We start from the raw sequence: 17676 nt of genomic DNA, 5'->3' as shown, positions 1-17676 counted from the left end.
ATCAAACGTTTACGGAACTCTTGCGGGTAGAAACGATCTGGTCGACCAGGCCGTAGGCGAGCGCGTCCTCGGCCGTGAGGATCTTGTCGCGCTCGATGTCGTCCCGGATCTTCTCGATCGGCTGGGTGGAGTGCTTGGCCAGCATCTCCTCCAGCTGGGTGCGCATCCGCATGATCTCCTTCGCGGCGATCTCCAGGTCGGAGAGCTGCTCGCGGCCCGTCTGGCTGGAGGGCTGGTGGATCAGCACGCGGGCGTTGGGCAGGGCCATGCGCTTGCCCGGGGTGCCGGCCGCGAGGAGGATCGCGGCGGCGGAGGCGGCCTGGCCCATGCAGACCGTCTGGATGTCCGGCTTCACGAACTGCATCGTGTCGTAGATGGCCGTGAGGGCCGTGAACGAGCCGCCGGGGCTGTTGATGTAGATCGAGATGTCGCGGTCCGGGTCCATCGACTCCAGGCACAGCAGCTGCGCCATGACGTCGTTGGCGGAGGCGTCGTCGATCTGCACGCCGAGGAAGATCACGCGCTCTTCGAAGAGCTTCGCGTACGGGTCGTACTCGCGGACGCCCTGGGAGGTGCGCTCGACGAAGCGCGGGACGACGTAGCGGGCCTCGGCCTGGGGGCCGGTGTACAGGCCGCTCGGGGACGAGATGTTCATGCGGGTTTCACCATCCTGGTGGCGGTCGGTGGGCCGGGAAGCGGCTTCCCGGCCCGGAAGCGGGCTCTGCGGCGGTACGTACTGCGCCGGGGCTCAGGCCCCGGTGCCGCCGCCGCCCGGAACGCCGGAAGCGTGGGTGATGATCTCGTCGATGATCCCGTACTCCTTGGCCTCCTGCGCGGTGAACCAGCGGTCCCGGTCACCGTCGCGGATGATCGTCTCCACGGTCTGGCCGGTGTGGTGCGCGGTGATCTCGGCCATGCGCTTCTTGGTGCGCAGCAGCTGCTCGGCCTGGATCTTGATGTCCGAGGCGGTGCCGCCGAGGCCCGCGGACCCCTGGTGCATGAGGATGTCGGTGTTGGGCAGCGCGAAGCGCTTGCCCGGGGTGCCGCCGGTCAGCAGGAACTGGCCCATCGAGGCCGCGAGGCCCATGCCGATGGTGACCACGTCGTTCGGGATGTACTGCATGGTGTCGTAGACCGCCATGCCGGCCGTCACCGAGCCGCCGGGGCTGTTGATGTAGAGGTAGATGTCCTTGTCCGGGTCGGCGGCCAGGAGGAGCATCTGCGCCGTGATCTTGTTGGCGATGTCGTCGTCGACCTGCTGGCCGAGGAAGATGATCCGCTCCCCGAGCAGCCGGTTGTAGACCTGGTCGCCGAGGCCACCACCGATGGCGATCTCACCGGCGGCGGAAGGCATCAGATTCGTCACGTATCCACCTGCTCGTCTCTGACGGCAACGGGCCGTCTCCGCGTCTTCTCCGGGGACCGGGGTCCGGCTCGGCCGGACTGCTCGCCGGCGCGCTGCCATGTCTCCCCTGCCCTCGTATCTACGGACCCTAACGCGCTGTTCGGCGGGCGCCATCCCGCATCAGGAACTGTTCGCTCTGAGCGCAGGTTCCGCAGGTCGCACAGCGGCCCGCGGAGGCCGCGGGAGGCCCCTGAGGGCGCCTTCGGGGCGCCCGGGGGCTCCCGGGGCCCCGGGGACGCGGACGGGCCCGGACGCGTGAAAACGTCCGGACCCGTCCGTAGCTGCTGTGCGGCTGCCTGAGCGGCCGCCCTATGCGGCTGCCGGGGCTCAGGCCTCGGTGGTGGCCTCGGCGGTCTCGCCGTCCTCGTCCTCGTCGTCCAGGCTGACGACCTCGCCGGACGCGTCCTTGACGGTGGCGGCCTCGACGACGGTGGCCAGCGCCTTGCCGCGGGCGACCTCACCGACGAGCATCGGGACCTGGCCGCCCTCGACGACCGCCTGGGCGAACTGGTCGGGGCTCATGCCGGAGGACTGGGCACGGCGCATGAGGTGCTCGGTGAGCTCCTCCTGGCCGACCGAGACCTTCTCCTTGTTGACGATCTCGTCGAGGATGAACTGGGTCTTGATGCCCTTCTCGGCCTGCTCCTTGAGCTCGGCGTCGAACTCCTCGGCGGACTTGCCCTGGATCTCCAGGTACTTCGCCAGGTCCAGGCCCATCTGGCCCAGCTGGTGGTGCTCGAGGTTGTGCTTGCGGGTGTTGACCTCGTCCTCGAGCAGCTTCTCGGGCATCGGGACCTCGACCAGCTTGATCAGCTCGTCGAGGACCTTCTCCTGGGCCTGCGTGGCCTGGTCGAACTTCTTCATCCGCTCAAGGCGCTTGCGGCTGTCGGCGCGCAGCTCCTCCAGCGTGTCGAACTCGCTCGCCAGCTGGGCGAAGTCGTCGTCGAGCTCCGGCAGTTCGCGGGACTTGACGGCGGTGACGTCGACCTTGACCTCGGCCTCCTTGCCCTCGGCGGAACCGCCCTTGAGCTCGGAGGTGAAGGTGGCGGTGCCGCCGGCCTCGAGACCGGTCACGGCCTCGTCGATGCCGTCGAGCAGCTGGCCGGAGCCGATGGTGTAGTCGACGCCCTTGGCGACGCCGTCCTCGAGGACCTCGCCGTCGACCTTGGCCTCCAGGTCGACGGTGACGATGTCACCCTCGGCGGCGGCGCGCTCGACCGGGGAGGTGGTCGCGAAGCGGTCGCGCAGCTGCTCGAGCGACTTCTCGACGTCCTCGTCGGTGACCTCGACGGAGTCGACGGTGACCTCGATGCCGGAGTAGTCCGGGATCTCCAGGGTCGGGCGGATGTCCACCTCGGCGGTGAAGGACAGCAGCTCGCCGTCCTTCAGCTCCGTGATGTCGACCTCGGGCTGACCCAGCGGGTTCAGCTCGGCCTCGTTGATCGCCTCGGTGTAGAACTTCGGAAGCGCGTCGTTGACGGCCTCCTCCAGCACCGCACCGCGGCCGAAGCGCTGGTCGATGACACGGGCCGGGATCTTGCCCTGACGGAAGCCCTTCACCGTGACCTGCTGGTTGATCTTCTTGTACGCCGCGTCGAGGCTGGCCTTGAGCTCCTCGAAGGGCACCTCGACAGTGAGCCGAACCCGAGTCGGGTTCAGGGTCTCCACGGCGCTCTTCACGGTTCGGTCTCCTTGGGGCTGACTTCTGGTGATTCTGCTGAGGTTCAGCGGATCGCGCCCGGTAGGCAGACTCGGTGGTGCAGACACACGGGCGCGCAGCTTGCATAGTAACCGCAAGCAGGATGAGCCCCACAATGTGATCTTGACCGTGGTCGTGTGGTGGTCGGGGTGGCCGGATTCGAACCGACGACCTTCCGCTCCCAAAGCGGACGCGCTACCAAGCTGCGCCACACCCCGTAAGTGCGAGACGTAGGGTACATGCCCGCGGGGGTAACAGTGGCGTGATTAACGTCGGCGCCGGGAAGCACGGGGCGGCGCGGAAGCGGCGCGCGGTGGGGGGCCGAAGGGGTGACGTGCGATGCACGGCCCGGACCCGCTACGATGCACAACGTGCCGCACGGCCCTTTCCGGGTTCGCGGCGCGTGCGGGCGTAGCTCAATGGTAGAGCCCCAGTCTTCCAAACTGGCTACGCGGGTTCGATTCCCGTCGCCCGCTCCACCGACGCCTCCGGCCCTGCCGGAGGCGTTTGTCGTTCCCCGCGCTCTTCCCGGGGAACGCCGTCCGGGCGGCTCAGAACTTGATGCCGTTTATCGTCTCGGCGATCGAGTTCAGGAACCTCTGGATCGACGGCGCCATGCCCGTCGAGGCGAGGAAGAAGCCGAAGAGGATGGCGACGATCGCCGGGCCGCCCTTGATGCTGTTGGAGCGGAAGAGCACCACCAGCACGATCGCCAAGAGCAGCACCACTGACAGCGAAATGGCCACAACTGATCACACCCTCGGTCGGATACTCACCGGTCTGCCCGGGAGACATGCTCCCCGCGGCCCTCGCCCGTCAACCATCGTGCCACCAACTTCCCTGTTTCCGTGGGCCTGTGACATTTCATCGGCACTTCGTCCAGAAACAGCCTGCAAAGCCGTGGGCAGTGGAAATCGGGTGACTTGACGGTCCGCGTGGCGGCGGCCGCCGCGACGCCGCTAGGGTGCTTCGGATGTCCCCCGCCGTCACACCTCCCGCCCGCGCGGTGATCCCCTCGGGGCAGCCCGGCCAGACGTCCGCGCCGGCCGCCCCGGCACAGCGCGATCCCTTTTTCGACAACGCGAAATACCTCGCGATCGTCCTCGTGGCGCTGGGACACGCGTGGGAGCCGCTCTCCCACACCAGCCGCGCCGCGCTGGCGCTCTACATGACCGTGTACACCTTCCACATGCCGGCGTTCATCCTGATATCCGGCTATTTCTCCCGCGGCTTCGATCTGAGCCCCGCCAAGCTCAAGCGCCTGCTCACGGGTGTGGTCGTGCCGTACCTGGTCTTCGAAGTCGCCTACACGTACTTCCAGCACTGGGCGGAGGACGACGCGCCGCCGGAGCCCATTTCCCTGCTCAACCCGTGGTACCTGAACTGGTTCCTGGCCGCGCTCTTCATCTGGCGGCTGACGACGCCGGTGTGGAAGCTCATCCGGTGGCCGGTCCCCGTCGCCTTCGCCGTGGCCGTCCTGGCCGCGGTCTCCCCCGAGGTCGGCGGCGACTTCGCCATGGAGCGGGTGCTGCAGTTCCTGCCGTTCTTCGTGATCGGCCTGCACCTGCGGCGCGAGCACTTCGAGCTCGTGCGGCGCCGCTGGGTGCGGATCGCGGCGGTGCCGGTCTTCGCCGTGGCGCTCGCGGTCGCGTACTGGCTGGCGCCCGGCCTGGACACCGGCTGGTTCTACCGCAGCAGCGCCGTCCAGGACCTGCACGAGCCGGCCTGGACGGCCCCGCTGACGACCTTCGCCCTGTTCGCCTGCGCGGCCGTGCTCACGGTGGCGTTCCTGGCCTGGGTGCCGCGCCGGAAGGTGTGGTTCACGGCGCTGGGCGCGGGGACCCTGTACGGGTACCTGCTGCACGGCTTCCTGATCAAGCTGTCGCGCTGGTGGGAGTGGTACGACGCGGCCGCGTGGATCCGCCGGCCGGTCGGCGAGATCGTCGTCACCTTGATCGCGATCGCGGGCATGACGGCGCTGTGCACGTCGCCTGTACGGCGGGTGTTCCGGTGCGTGATGGAACCGCGGATGGCGTGGGCTTTCCGTAAGCCCTAGAGCGACGGATCGGGCCCGTTCGGCACCGCCGGACCACCGGCGTTGTGGCTGATCGCCATCGCGGCGGACAAAATTCTCCCGCCGCAGCGGCGGGACACCACGACGGTGCAGCCGGCGGTGCCGAACCAGCCGCGTCCCTACGCCTCGATACCCAGCAGCCGCCGCATCCTCGCGTACTTCGCCGCCAGGCGACTCCGCGTCGCCTCGTCCAGCTCCTTCGCCCGCTCCGGGTCGGAGTTGTGCGCCAGGTCGGACTCCTTGATCAGGAGGGCCCCCGGCGTGGCCAGGATGCGGGCCGCGTAGTCCTCCGGGGCCTCGCCCGGGCGCTTCGTGACGGCCAGGACCATGTCCTTGACCGGCCGGGGCAGCTCGGAGCCCTCCAGCCACTCCTCGGTCACCGCGCCGTCCTCGACGGCGTCGTGCAGCCAGGCCGCGGCCATCTGCTCGTCGCTGCCGCCGCGCTGCCGCACGCCCTCGGCGACGGCCGCCAGGTGCTCGGTGTACGGGCGGCCGGCCTTGTCGGTCTGGGCGGCGTGGGCGCGCCGCGCGAGGGCCTCCACGGCGGCGAGGTCGAGAGCGGTCATGCGGATCCTCCATGGTTCGGTGACGTCCGGGGCCCGGTGCCGTCCGGGCTCAGTGCCGGCAGATCAGCAGCAGGGCCCGGTCGTCGTTGACGTCCTTCGCGACGGCCTCGATCAGGTGCCAGGCCGCGCCCTGGAAGCCGGCGGAGACGTAGCGGTCGGCCTCGCCGGTGAGGCGGTCCATGCCCTCGGTGAGGTCCCGCTCGGAGGTCTCGACCAGTCCGTCGGTGAAGAGCATGAGGACGTCGCCGGGCTGCAGGGTGCCCTTTATCGGGTCGAACTGGGCGCCGTCGTACACGCCGAGCAGCGGCCCCTCCGCGGCCTTCTCCTCCCAGCGGCCGGTGCCGGCGCTGAGCTGGAGGCCGGGCAGGTGGCCCGCGGAGAACATCTCGTAGTCGCCGCTGTCGAGGTCGAGGACGAGGTGCACGGAGGTCGCGAAGCCCTCGTCCCAGTCCTGGCGGAGCAGGTAGCCGTTGGCGGCGGGCAGGAAGGCGTGGGGCGGCAGGGAGCCGAGGAGCCCGCCGAAGGCGCCGGAGAGCAGGAGCGCGCGGGAGGCGGCGTCCATGCCCTTGCCGGAGACGTCCGTGAGGACGACCTCCAGGGTGCGGCCGCCGTTCGTCCGGGCGGCGACGACGAAGTCGCCGGAGAAGGACTGGCCGCCGGCCGGGCGCAGCGCCATCTCCCGGTGCCAGCCGCGCGGCAGTTTGGGCAGCTTGCTCTGGACGCGGATGCGTTCGCGCAGGTCGAAGAGCATGGTGCCGCCGCGCCGCCAGGGCACGCCGACGCGGCTGCGGAACTGGGCGATGAGCAGCCCGAGGAGGCCGACGGCGGCGACGACGAGGATGGTGCCGGGCGTGACGCGGACGCCGTCGCCGGAGGCCTCGGGGTTGAGGACGGCGGCCTCGGCGATGAGGGCCGCGGCGGAGGCGCCGTACAGCGCGAGCAGGCTGGCGGGGCGCAGCAGCAGGCCGCCGGCGACGATCGGCAGGACGAGGGCGGTGGGCACGCACCAGGCGGGCAGCGCGATGGTGGTCAGGGCGAGGGCGGGGACCGTGAGCAGCAGGGCCGCGAGGGCGATCCAGTCGGACCCGTCGCCGCGGAAGTAGTCGACCCCGGCTTTGCGCACGCTTGTCCGGGCCCGGTGCCATGCCTTGCGCATCCGGGCCGTCGGGGTCTCCGCACCGCCAGTCATTGCATCGTGACCTTATCCACCCATTCGGCGGTGCGTCGACTCACGCCGCGCCGACACGGCCGCGCACGGTACGTCCCGTGCGGCAGGGTCGGCCCCTTATGCGAAATTCCTTCGCCCCGGGGGCCGGGTCGCTGCTAGTCATGGGGTATGACGACGGAGTTGCGAGTCCTTCGCGATGCTGAGTTCGATGCCTGGTACGCCGCGGTCGAGCTGGGGTTCGGCGGGGTCCCCGAGGCCCCCGAGGAAGCCGCCCTGTGGCGTGAACTGGCCGGCCTCGACCGTTCGATCGGGGTCTGGGACGGCGCGGATGCGGTGGGTACGACCGGGGCGTTCGCCCTGCGGATCACCGTTCCCGGGGGCGCCGGGGTGCAGGCGGCCGGGGTGACGATGGTGAGCGTGCGGCCCACGCACCGAAGGCGCGGCGTGTTGCGGCAGATGATGCGGCGGCAGCTGGACGACCTGCGGGCCTGGGGCGAACCGCTGGCCGTCCTGACGGCTTCCGAGCCGGACATCTACGGGCGGTTCGGCTACGGCATCGCGACCCACTCCTTGAGCGTCCGTATCGATACGACCCGTGTGCGCGTGTCCGCCCCGGAGGGCACGGAGGGGGTGCGGTTGCGCTTGTCGAAGCCCGATGAAGCACGCGACGCCTGCGAGGCGGTCTACGCACGCCGGGTAGCCGCCCGCCCGGGCATGCTCGCGCGGCAGCCGGGCTGGGAGGCCGTGCCGCTGCTGGATCCGGCGGACGGGCGCGAGGGCGCCTCGCCGCTGCAGTGCGTGCTCGCCGAGGAGGGCGGGCGGACGGTGGGGTACGCGCGGTACGCGGTCCGGCCGCTGTGGGCCGAGTCGGGCCCGGGCGGGACGGTGCTGCTGCGCGACGTGGAGGCGCTGACCCCGGCCGCGTACGCCGCCCTGTGGCGCTATCTGACGGAGATCGACCTGACGACGCTCGTGACCGCCCACAACCGTCCCGTGGACGACCCGCTGCTGCATCTCGTCAGTGACATCCGGCGGTGCGAGCCGCGGGTCAAGGACTCGCTGCACGTGCGGCTGGTCGAGGTGGGGAGCGCGCTCGCCGCGCGGACGTACCGCGGCCCGGTGGACGTCGTCCTGGACGTCGCCGACGACTTCTGCCCCTGGAACGCGGGGCGGTGGCGGCTGACCGGCGACGCGAAGGGCGCGTCCTGCGAGCGCACCGAGGACGCGGCCGACCTGGCCCTGTCCGTGCGGGAGCTGGGGTCGGCCTATCTGGGCGGGGTGTCCCTCGCCGCGCTGGCGGGGGCCGGCCGGGTGCGGGAGCTGCGCGAGGGTGCGCTGGAGGAGGCGGCGGCGGCCTTCGGCAGCGACGTGGCGCCGTGGCTGCCGCACGGCTTCTGACGCCGCCGGGGCCCTCCCGGCGGCCGGAAGGCTTCCTGACGGGCTGTCAGTGCTGCTGGCAGCCCGGGCACCAGAAGAGATTGCGGGCGGCGAGACCGGCGGTGCGGATCTCGCCGCCACAGATGTGGCAGGCCATCCGGGCGCGGCGGTAGACGTAGACCTCGCCGCCGTGGTCGTCGACGCGCGGCGGGCGGCCCATGGCCTCCGGGGTGTGCTCGGGCCGTACGGTGTCGATTCTGTTGTTGCGCACACCCTCGCGCATCAGCTCGACCAGGTCCGACCAGATCCCTTCCCATTCGGAACGGGTCAGATCACGGCCGAGGCGGTACGGGTCGATCCCGTGCCGGAAGAGGACCTCTGCCCGGTAGACGTTGCCGACGCCCGCGATGACCTTCTGGTCCATGAGCAGGGCGGCGACGCTCGTGCGGCTGCGCGCGATGCGGTGCCAGGCCGCCTCGCCGTCGTCCTCGGGGCGCAGCGGGTCCGGGCCGAGGCGGTCGTGTATCGCCTGCTTCTCGGCGTCGGTGATCAGGGCGCAGGTGGTGGGGCCGCGGAGGTCGGCGTAGCCCTCGGGGTTCGCCAGGCGCAGGCGCACCGTGTCGGTGGGGGGCGGGGCGTGTCCCGTCCCGAAGGCGTACTTGCCGAAGAGGCCGAGGTGGATGTGGATCCAGTCGCCGCCGCCGAAGCCGAGGAAGAGGTGCTTGCCGTGGGCCTCGGCGGTCTCCAGGGGGCGGCCGTCCACGAGGGCGGCGGCGTCGGAGAACTTGCCCTGGGGGCTGGTGGCCCGGACGGGGCGCTCCGCGAAGAGGTCACGATGATCGGCCGCGAGGCGGTGGATCGTATGCCCTTCAGGCACGGGGGTCCTCCGGACGGGGTTCGGCTACGGTCGCGAAATCGCGGAGCGGTGGACGGGCCGCGCAGGCGGCCCGTCCACCGCTCCGGAAGGAAATCAGCCCTGCTGGGGGTGGTGCGCCGGAATCTCCGGGAGCTCGCCCGTCTCCTCGTAGCGGGCCAGCATCTCGATGCGGCGGGTGTGGCGCTCCTCACCGGAGTACGGCGTGGCCAGGAAGATCTCGACGAACTTCGTCGCCTCTTCCTGGGTGTGCATCCGGCCGCCGATGCTGATCACGTTGGCGTTGTTGTGCTCGCGGCCGAGGGCGGCCGTCTGCTCGCTCCAGGCCAGGGCGGCCCGGACGCCCTTGACCTTGTTGGCGGCGATCTGCTCGCCGTTGCCCGAGCCGCCGATCACGATGCCGAGGCTGTCGGCGTCGGCGGCGGTCCGCTCCGCGGCGCGGAGGCAGAACGGCGGGTAGTCGTCCTGGGCGTCGTAGATGTGGGGACCGCAGTCGACGGGCTCGTGGCCGTGGGCCTTGAGCCACTCGACGAGGTGGTTCTTGAGTTCGTAGCCGGCATGGTCGGAGCCGAGGTACACGCGCATGCGTCCGAGTGTGGCACGAACGGGGACCGTGATCGGCCAGCAGGTCGTGGTAACTCTGAGTGAACACAACGAAATGGATTCGGGTCTTCCTAAAGACACCTTCGAAAAGTTCTAATGCGGTGGCTCGTAACCCGAGAACCAAAGGAACAACCCGAAGGAACGTGCATATGAGCGCGACACCGCCGACCATGACGAAGGGGTCGACGACCGGCGATCCCGGCAACGCCCCGGCGGCGGGCGGGGAAGGCCTCAAGGCCGGACTCAAGAACCGCCACCTGTCCATGATCGCCATTGGCGGTGTGATCGGTGCGGGCCTCTTCGTGGGTTCCGCCTCCGGCATCGCCGCCGCCGGCCCCGGCATTCTCATCTCCTACGCCCTCGTCGGCACGCTCGTCGTCTTCGTGATGCGCATGCTCGGCGAGATGGCCGCGGCCAACCCCACCTCCGGCTCGTTCTCCGCCTACGCGGACCGGGCGCTCGGCCGCTGGGCCGGTTTCTCCATCGGCTGGCTGTACTGGTTCTTCTGGGTCGTCGTGCTGGCGGTCGAGGCGACCGCGGGCGCCGCCATCCTCAACGGCTGGATACCGTCCGTCCCGCAGTGGGCCTGGGCACTGATCGTGATGATCGTGCTGACGGCGACCAACCTCGCCTCGGTCAGCTCGTACGGCGAGTTCGAGTTCTGGTTCGCCGGCATCAAGGTCGTCGCGATCGCCGCGTTCGTGGCCATCGGCCTGCTGGCCGTCTTCGGCGTGCTGCCGGGCTCGGACAACCCGGGCGCGGGCCTGGACAACCTCACCGCGCACGGCGGGTTCCTGCCCAACGGAGCGGGCGCCATCCTCACCGGTGTGCTGATGGTCGTCTTCTCCTTCATGGGCAGCGAGATCGTCACGCTCGCCGCCGGTGAGTCCGAGGACCCGCAGCGCGCGGTCCGCCAGGCCACCAACAGCGTCATCTGGCGCATCGCCGTCTTCTACCTCGGCTCGATCTTCGTCGTGGTCAGCCTGCTCCCCTGGGACAGCAAGGAGATCGCGGACAAGGGCAGCTACGTCGCGGCGCTCGACTCGATCGGCATCCCGCACGCCGGCCAGATCATGAACGTCATCGTGCTGACGGCCGTCCTGTCCTGCCTGAACTCCGGCCTCTACACCGCCTCCCGCATGGCCTTCTCCCTCGGCCAGCGCGGCGACGCGCCGAAGTCCTTCGCCACGGTCAACAAGCGGGGCGTGCCGCAGGTCGCCATCCTCGCCTCGGTCGTCTTCGGCTTCGTGTCGGTGATCTTCAACTACGTCTGGCCGGACACCGTCTTCAAGTTCCTGCTGAACGCCTCCGGCGCCGTCGCCCTCTTCGTCTGGCTGGTGATCTGCTTCACCCAGCTGAAGATGCGCGGCATCATCCTGCGCGAGATGCCGGAGAAGCTCACGGTGAAGATGTGGTTCTTCCCGTACCTGACGTGGGCCACCATCGGCATGATCACCTTCGTGCTGGGCTACATGCTCTACACCGGTGGTGACAACCGCCAGACGGTGCTCGCCTCGGTGCTGGTGGGCGTGATCGTCGTGGCGCTGGGCCTCATCCTGGACCGCCGCCACCGCGCGAACGCCGGGCGCTAGCCGCACCGCGCACACCTACGCAGAAGCCCGCGTCCCCGGAGGGGGGCGCGGGCTTCTGCGCAGGCGGAGGGGGATCAGCCCCGGCGGCCCAGGAGCTTCCACGCAGTGGGCAGCGCTCCCATGGCCAGCGCGGCCTTCAGCGCGTCACCGATGAGGAACGGCGTCAGACCCGCCGCGACGGCGGCGGCGAGGGACATGTTCGCGGCCAGGGCCAGGTACGGCACGCCGACCGCGTAGACGATCGCGGAGCCGAGCGCCATCGTGCCGGCGGTGCGCAGGGCCGAGCGGTCGGCGCCGCGGCGGGCCAGGGCGCCGACGACGGTCGCGGCGAGCAGCATGCCGAGGACGTAGCCGAAGGACGGGAAGGCGGCGCCGGACTTGGCCTCGGCGAACCACGGCATGCCCGCGACGCCCGCGACGGCGTACAGGGCGAGGGAGAGGAAGCCGCGGCGGGCGCCGAGGGCGGTGCCGACCAGCAGGACCGCGAAGGTCTGGCCGCTGACGGGGACCGGGGAGCCGGGGACGGGGACGGCGATCTGCGCCGCGAGGCCGGTGAGGGCGGCTCCGCCCAGGATCAGGGCCGCGTCGCGCACCCGGGCGCGCCCGGCGGTGGAGGCGGGGAGCAGATCGGCGAGGACCGTACCGGTCCGGGGAACAGAGGCAGCGGCGGTGGCCATCTTCACTCCGCAGATAAGTGGTGGGGACAAGTGACTTTGTGACGTTAGCCGAGGGCACTCGAAGGGACATCGCGCGGCAATGACAAAGGCAGGCCGTCCGGCTTGGAGACTTCCCCGGGTGGTTCCCGGAACGGGCGGATTATCGCGTGATGCTTGTCACTGGAGCTCGGTAAGGCTTGGCTCGGACTGCATTACCGGGAGAATGTGGAGTCACCTATACCCCTTTGCGCTCCGCGTGAAGATCGCCAGCGCCCTTCGCGCGGATCCGAGAGTACGAACCTCATGCACGACGCACCCCCCACCGCGGATTCCCTCGCGGGCGAGAAAGAACCCCTGTCGGCCGGGCTCAAGCAGCGGCACCTGACGATGCTCGGGCTGGGCGGCGTCATCGGCGCCGGCCTCTTCGTCGGCTCCGGCGCCGGCATCGCCGTGGCGGGGCCGGGCATCATCGTCTCCTACCTGATCGCGGGCGTGCTCGCGATGCTGGTGATGCGGATGCTCGGCGAGATGTCCGCCGCCATGCCCGCCTCGGGCGCCTTCTCGGTGCACGCCGAGCGGGCGCTGGGCCGCTGGGCCGGCTTCACCGTCGGCTGGCTGTACTGGTTCCTGCTGGTGGTCGTGCTGGCCGTGGAGGCCACGGGCGCGGCCCAGATCGCCAACGGCTGGGTGCCGGGCGTCCCGCAGTGGGCCTGGGTGCTGATCTTCATGGTGGTCTTCACGGCCGCCAACCTCACCGCAGTGAAGAACTTCGGCGAGTTCGAGTTCTGGTTCGCCGCGCTCAAGGTCGGCGCGATCGTCCTCTTCCTGGGGCTGAGCCTGCTGGCGGTCTTCGGCGTGCTGCCGGACACCGAGGCGGTGGGCTTCACCAACCTCACCGGCCAGGGCGGCTTCCTGCCCAACGGCGTGAGCGGCGTCGTCTCCGGCGTCCTCGCGGTCGTCTTCGCCTTCGGCGGCCTGGAGGTCCTCACGATCGCCGCGGCCGAGTCCGACGACCCGGCGCGCGCCGTCGGCCGTGCGGTGCGCAGCGCCGTGTGGCGCATCCTCTTCTTCTACGTGGGCTCGATGCTCGTCATCGTCACCCTGCTGCCGTGGTCGTCCATGGAGCCGGGCAAGAGCCCGTACGTGGCCGTGCTCGACCACATCGGCATCCCGGCCGCCGGGCAGATCATGAACATCGTGGTCTTCGTGGCGCTGCTGTCGGCGCTGAACGCCAACCTCTACGGCTCGTCGCGGATGGTCTTCTCGCTCGCCGAGCGCGACGAGGCGCCGAAGGCGCTGCTGAAGGTGTCCGGCAGCGGCGTGCCGCGCCGGGCCGTGCTGGCCTCGGTCGCGTTCGGTTTCGCCTCGGTGATACTCAACCTGCAGTGGCCGGATTCCATCTTCCGGTACTTGCTGAATGCCGTGGGTGCGGTCCTGCTCTTCGTCTGGGGCCTGATCGCCGTCTCGCAGCTGCGGCTGCGGCGCCGGATCGAGCGGGAGATGCCCGAGAAGCTCGCCCTGCGCATGTGGTGCTTCCCCTATCTGACCTGGGTCGCTCTGGCCGGGATGGCCGGCGTGCTGGTGCTGATGCTGACCGACGACGGGGCCCGGCCGCAGCTGATCTGGTCGGCCGCGGCGACCGGCGCCGTGCTCCTGGTGGCCGGGGTGCGCGAGCTCCGGCTGCGCCGGGCGGGCTGATCACGGCCGCCCGGAGCGCTCCGGACGGCCGGATTCCTTCACCTTCTGGCGAGATGTCAGGCACGGACAGTCATACCGCCGTCTGAATATCGGACAGCCCTGTCACAGGTGTTGTCCTGGGCGAACATGACCCCCACACTGAGGCAACTTTTCCGCTCTCACCCCACGGGACACACACGACCATGACTCGGACTTCTGCGACCTCCGCGCCCGAGCGCGCGGTCAGCGACCAGGCGCCGGGCGGCACGGATCTGTCGCACGGCCTCAAGCAGCGCCACCTGTCGATGATCGCCCTCGGCGGCGTCATCGGCGCCGGCCTCTTCGTCGGCTCCGGCGCGGGCATCGCCGCGGCCGGTCCGGCCATCGTGCTCGCCTATGCGGTCTCCGGACTGCTCGTGATGCTCGTGATGCGGATGCTGGGCGAGATGGCCGCGGCCAACCCGGCCTCGGGCACCTTCTCCGTGCACGCCGAGAAGGCGATAGGCCCCTGGGCGGGCTTCGCCGCCGGCTGGATGTTCTGGGTCGAGCTCTGTGTGGGCATCGCCGTGGAGGCGATCGGTGCGGCCCACATCATGCAGTCGTGGTTCCCCTCCACCGCCTCGTGGATGTGGGTGCTGATCTTCATGGCCGTCTTCTGCGGGACGAACCTCGCGGCGGTCAGCAACTTCGGCGAGTTCGAGTTCTGGTTCGCGGCGCTCAAGGTCGCGGCGATCGGCGTCTTCCTCATCCTGGGCGTCCTCGCCATCTTCGGCGCGCTGCCCGGCACCGAGGCCCCGGGCTCCGACAACCTCACCGGCCACGGCGGCTTCGTCCCCAACGGTGCCAACGGCCTGGTCGTGGGCCTGCTCGCCTCCGTCTTCGCCTACGGCGGCCTGGAGACGGTGACGATCGCGGCGGCCGAGTCCGAGCACCCGGTCAAGGGCGTCGCCCAGGCCGTCCGCACCGCGATGTGGCGGATCGCCCTCTTCTACGTCGGCTCGATGCTGGTCATCGTCACCGTGCTGCCCTGGAACGACAAGGCGCTGCTGACGGACGGCCCCTACGTGGCGGTGCTCAAGCACCTCGACATCCCGGCCGCCGGGCAGATCATGAACGTCATCGTCCTGGTCGCCCTGCTCTCCGCGATGAACGCCAACATCTACGGCGCCTCCCGGATGTCGCACTCCCTCGTCATGCGCGGCGAGGGCCCGCGGTTCCTGGCCAAGGTCACCGGCGGCGTGCCGCGGCTGACCGTGATCGCCTCCTCCGCCTTCGGCTTCTTCGCCGTCCTGCTCAGCTACTGGTGGCCCGACACCGTCTTCAAGTGGCTGCTGTACATGACGGGCGCCGCGGTGCTCGTGGTGTGGGGCTTCATCGCCGTCACCCAGCTGCGGATGCGCCGGCAGCTGGAGCGTTCGGCGCCGGAGAAGCTCGTGGTGAAGATGTGGCTCTTCCCCGGTCTGACCTGGGTGGCCCTGGCCGGGATCGTGGCGGTCCTGTCGCTGATGCTGCGCGAGGAGGACACCCGCATCCAGCTGTACTTCACCGCCGGGCTGACGGGCGCCCTCTGCCTCATCGGCTACGTCCGGCAGCGCGTGACGGCCGCGAAGCAGTGACCGCGGTCCGCTGACCGCGCCGTTCGGCCACCACCCACACCCCCCACGAGGCGGGCCGGGTCCTGATCTTCAGGACCTAGCCCGCCTCGGTCTTTTGTAGGAGATCGCCCACCCTTACGGCCCGTCAGTTGTTCTTGCTGGTAGCGTCTACCTGCAAGTTAATTGCAATAAGCAGTCGGAGGGCTCGGCATGGCCATCTACACACTTCCTGAACTTCCCTACGATTACGCTGCGCTGCAGCCGACGATCGACGCGAAGATCATCGAGCTGCACCACGACAAGCACCACGCGGCGTACGTCAAGGGCGCGAACGACACCCTGGAGCAGCTCGCCGAGGCCCGCGACAAGGACCAGTGGGGCGCCATCAACGGCCTGGAGAAGAACCTGGCCTTCCACCTCTCCGGTCACATCCTGCACAGCATCTACTGGCAGAACATGTCCGGCGACGGCGGCGGCGAGCCCCTGGACAAGGACGGCGTGGGCGAGCTCGCCGACGCGATCGCCGAGTCCTTCGGCTCCTTCGCCAAGTTCAAGGCCCAGCTGACCAAGGCCTCCGCGACCACCCAGGGCTCCGGCTGGGGCGTCCTCGCCTACGAGCCGATCAGCGGCAAGCTGATCGTCGAGCAGGTCTACGACCACCAGGGCAACGTCGGCCAGGGCTCGGTCCCGATCCTGGTCTTCGACGCCTGGGAGCACGCCTTCTACCTGCAGTACAAGAACCAGAAGGTCGACTTCATCGACGCCATGTGGGCCGTCGTCAACTGGCAGGACGTCGCCAAGCGCTTCGAGGCCGCCAAGCAGCGCGGCAACCTGCTGCTGGTCCCGTAATTCCGTAAGGAATTCCCCGCCGTCCTGCTCGTGATCGTCTTCTCACCCTTCACGTGGCAGGCGGAGAAGGCCCCCGCATCGCGGGGGCCTTCTCACTCATGCGCGCTCACTCATGCACGCTCACTCACACGTGGCCGAACGCCTCGCCCGTCACCGTGAACCCCTTCGCGAGCCCCACGTCGTGCAGCCGGGCGAACCGGCCGGCGTCCCAGCACGTGCACACCGCGAAGCGGTAGTCGGCCGACGCCGTCCCGTCGGCGGCGACCCGTACCGTGCCCGTCAGCCGGTACGCGAAGGCGCCCAGCGCCAGCCGCCAGTCCACGCTCCCCCACGCCCGGGGCAGCGCCACCTCGCGCCAGCCGCTGTCCGCGGGGTACGCGGCGGCCGTGCGGGGGCCGTCGCGCCACTGCTCCAGCGCCTCGGCGCACCAGCGGTCCAGCTGCGCCCCGGCCGCGGAGCGCACGGCCGGAAGGGCGAGCAGGGCGTCCGCGTCCACGCGGTACGGGGCGCCGGTGCCGAGCAGGTAATGCCGCAGGGCCCCGGCCGCCCGGCGCAGGCCCAGCGCGGACCGCAACAGGACGAGGGCCCGGCAGCCCGCTCGCAGCAGCAGGTCGTACGGGCGTACGGGCCGCTCGGCGAAGTGGCCTGCGGCCGGCGTTCCCGCTTCTGCGCGGCCGCCGTCCCAGCCGATCGGCGACGTGAGTTCGGTCTGCCCCATACCGGGACATTAAGGGAGGCGGGGCGGGTGTGCGCGCCGGCGTCCGGCCTCTGCGGCCGGCGGGGGCTTGTCGCGCAGCTCCCCGCGTCCCCTTCGGGGCGCAGCCGCCGTCAGTCGAAGACCGGGCCCTGCGTCCGCGTGCGCTTGATCTCGTAGAAGCCCGGCGTCGAGGCGACCAGCAGCGTGCCGTCCCACAGCCGCGCCGCGGCCTCGCCCTTGGGGGCGGGCGTGACGACGGGGCCGAAGAAGGCGATCTGCTCGCCGTCCGCGCCCGGCACCGCGATGATCGGCGTGCCGACGTCCTGGCCGACCTTGGTGATGCCCTCCTCGTGCGAGGCGCGCAGCTCGGCGTCGAAGGCGTCCGAGCGGGCGACGTCCGCGAGCTCGGCCGGCAGGCCGGCCTCTTCCAGGGCGGCGACGATCGTCTCGTGGTCCCGGGGCAGGCCCTGGTTGTGGAAGCGGGTGCCGAGGGCCGTGTAGAGCGGGCCGAGGACCTGCTCGCCGTGCTTGGCCGCGGCCGCGATGCACACGCGCACCGGGCCCCACGCCTCGGTCCGCATGATCGTGCGCATGCGCTCGTCCATCGTGTCGAGCTTGTCCTCGTTGAGGACGGCCAGGCTCATGACGTGCCAGCGCACCTCGACCGGGCGGACCTTCTCGACCTCCAGCATCCAGCGCGAGGTCATCCAGGCCCAGGGGCACAGCGGGTCGAACCAGAAGTCGGCGGGGGTCTTCTCCACGGCAGTCACGTAGATCTCCTCAGAAGGGCCATTCGGTCGCCGTTTCAACAAAAACACCCCGTGCCATGATTCCGCTGTTGCCA

17 protein-coding genes and 2 tRNA genes are annotated in these 17676 nt (G+C 70.2%); 7 read left to right on the top strand and 12 right to left on the bottom strand.

All coding sequences use genetic code 11. The annotated features are described in order from the left end of the window. Position 1: 1 nt before the first annotated feature. From NQU55_RS08810 to NQU55_RS08795, 4 genes are all read right to left on the bottom strand, one after another. Positions 2-655: an ATP-dependent Clp protease proteolytic subunit gene (locus tag NQU55_RS08810; RefSeq protein ID WP_058044444.1), complete on the bottom strand. Its 654-nt coding sequence runs from the start codon at positions 653-655 to the stop codon at positions 2-4. A 93-nt stretch (positions 656-748) separates the two neighbouring features. After that, the gene (locus NQU55_RS08805; protein WP_058044443.1) at positions 749-1354 is read right to left on the bottom strand and encodes an ATP-dependent Clp protease proteolytic subunit; all 606 of its coding nucleotides are present in this window, start codon (positions 1352-1354) and stop codon (positions 749-751) included. A 378-nt stretch (positions 1355-1732) separates the two neighbouring features. Then, positions 1733-3085 (bottom strand): trigger factor, encoded by a 1353-nt coding sequence (tig, locus tag NQU55_RS08800; RefSeq protein ID WP_168092541.1) that lies wholly within the window; start codon positions 3083-3085, stop codon positions 1733-1735. A 160-nt stretch (positions 3086-3245) separates the two neighbouring features. Further along, positions 3246-3322, bottom strand: a tRNA-Pro gene (locus NQU55_RS08795). A gap of 187 nt (positions 3323-3509) precedes the next feature. Here NQU55_RS08795 and NQU55_RS08790 point away from each other — a divergent pair. Then, positions 3510-3583 (top strand) — tRNA-Gly (locus tag NQU55_RS08790). Between the two features lie 72 nt (positions 3584-3655). Here NQU55_RS08790 and NQU55_RS08785 read toward each other — a convergent pair. Then, positions 3656-3850, bottom strand: a complete 195-nt coding sequence (locus NQU55_RS08785; RefSeq protein WP_168092540.1) for a hypothetical protein — start codon at positions 3848-3850, stop codon at positions 3656-3658. A 227-nt stretch (positions 3851-4077) separates the two neighbouring features. Between NQU55_RS08785 and NQU55_RS08780 the strand changes: the two genes are divergently transcribed. Continuing rightward, entirely contained in the window at positions 4078-5160 is a 1083-nt protein-coding gene (locus NQU55_RS08780) for an acyltransferase family protein (RefSeq protein ID WP_168092539.1), read from the top strand. Between the two features lie 137 nt (positions 5161-5297). Here NQU55_RS08780 and NQU55_RS08775 read toward each other — a convergent pair whose 3' ends face one another. Then, on the bottom strand, positions 5298-5744 hold the full coding sequence (locus tag NQU55_RS08775) for an HD domain-containing protein (RefSeq protein ID WP_168092538.1): 447 nt from the start codon (positions 5742-5744) through the stop codon (positions 5298-5300). A 49-nt stretch (positions 5745-5793) separates the two neighbouring features. Beyond that, entirely contained in the window at positions 5794-6933 is a 1140-nt protein-coding gene (locus NQU55_RS08770) for a PP2C family protein-serine/threonine phosphatase (protein ID WP_168092537.1), read from the bottom strand. Positions 6934-7080: 147 nt separating this feature from the next. Here NQU55_RS08770 and NQU55_RS08765 point away from each other — a divergent pair, with 147 nt between their 5' ends. Then, a complete protein-coding gene (locus tag NQU55_RS08765; protein ID WP_168092536.1) occupies positions 7081-8310 on the top strand; it encodes a GNAT family N-acetyltransferase in 1230 nt (409 codons plus the stop codon). A 46-nt stretch (positions 8311-8356) separates the two neighbouring features. Here NQU55_RS08765 and NQU55_RS08760 read toward each other — a convergent pair whose 3' ends face one another. Further along, entirely contained in the window at positions 8357-9166 is an 810-nt protein-coding gene (locus NQU55_RS08760; protein WP_168092535.1) for an Fpg/Nei family DNA glycosylase, read from the bottom strand. A gap of 93 nt (positions 9167-9259) precedes the next feature. After that, complete coding sequence (locus NQU55_RS08755; protein WP_168092534.1) at positions 9260-9748, bottom strand: ribose-5-phosphate isomerase; 489 nt, start codon at positions 9746-9748, stop codon at positions 9260-9262. 167 nt (positions 9749-9915) lie between these two features. On the opposite strand from NQU55_RS08755, the gene NQU55_RS08750 reads away from it, so the two are divergent. Next, the gene (locus NQU55_RS08750; RefSeq protein ID WP_168092533.1) at positions 9916-11358 is read left to right on the top strand and encodes an amino acid permease; all 1443 of its coding nucleotides are present in this window, start codon (positions 9916-9918) and stop codon (positions 11356-11358) included. A 74-nt stretch (positions 11359-11432) separates the two neighbouring features. Here the strand turns inward: NQU55_RS08750 and NQU55_RS08745 are convergent, their stop codons facing one another. Continuing rightward, positions 11433-12035: a biotin transporter BioY gene (locus NQU55_RS08745; protein WP_168092532.1), complete on the bottom strand. Its 603-nt coding sequence runs from the start codon at positions 12033-12035 to the stop codon at positions 11433-11435. A 282-nt stretch (positions 12036-12317) separates the two neighbouring features. Here NQU55_RS08745 and NQU55_RS08740 point away from each other — a divergent pair, with 282 nt between their 5' ends. From NQU55_RS08740 to NQU55_RS08730, 3 genes are all read left to right on the top strand, one after another. Beyond that, positions 12318-13712: an amino acid permease gene (locus tag NQU55_RS08740; RefSeq protein WP_168092531.1), complete on the top strand. Its 1395-nt coding sequence runs from the start codon at positions 12318-12320 to the stop codon at positions 13710-13712. A gap of 182 nt (positions 13713-13894) precedes the next feature. Then, a complete protein-coding gene (locus NQU55_RS08735) occupies positions 13895-15307 on the top strand; it encodes an amino acid permease (RefSeq protein WP_168092530.1) in 1413 nt (470 codons plus the stop codon). A gap of 189 nt (positions 15308-15496) precedes the next feature. After that, on the top strand, positions 15497-16135 hold the full coding sequence (locus NQU55_RS08730) for a superoxide dismutase (protein WP_058044431.1): 639 nt from the start codon (positions 15497-15499) through the stop codon (positions 16133-16135). 124 nt (positions 16136-16259) lie between these two features. Here NQU55_RS08730 and NQU55_RS08725 read toward each other — a convergent pair whose 3' ends face one another. Both NQU55_RS08725 and NQU55_RS08720 read right to left on the bottom strand, forming a co-directional pair. Further along, positions 16260-16853, bottom strand: a complete 594-nt coding sequence (locus NQU55_RS08725; protein ID WP_256790205.1) for a hypothetical protein — start codon at positions 16851-16853, stop codon at positions 16260-16262. A gap of 110 nt (positions 16854-16963) precedes the next feature. Continuing rightward, complete coding sequence (locus tag NQU55_RS08720) at positions 16964-17602, bottom strand: DsbA family oxidoreductase (protein WP_168095485.1); 639 nt, start codon at positions 17600-17602, stop codon at positions 16964-16966. Between the last annotated feature and the right edge of the window lie 74 nt (positions 17603-17676).

The organism is Streptomyces telluris (assembly GCF_024519335.1).
Lineage (GTDB): Bacteria > Actinomycetota > Actinomycetes > Streptomycetales > Streptomycetaceae > Streptomyces > Streptomyces telluris.
Note: the sequence above shows the minus strand (reverse complement) of the source record. Positions and strands in the feature narration are given on the sequence as shown.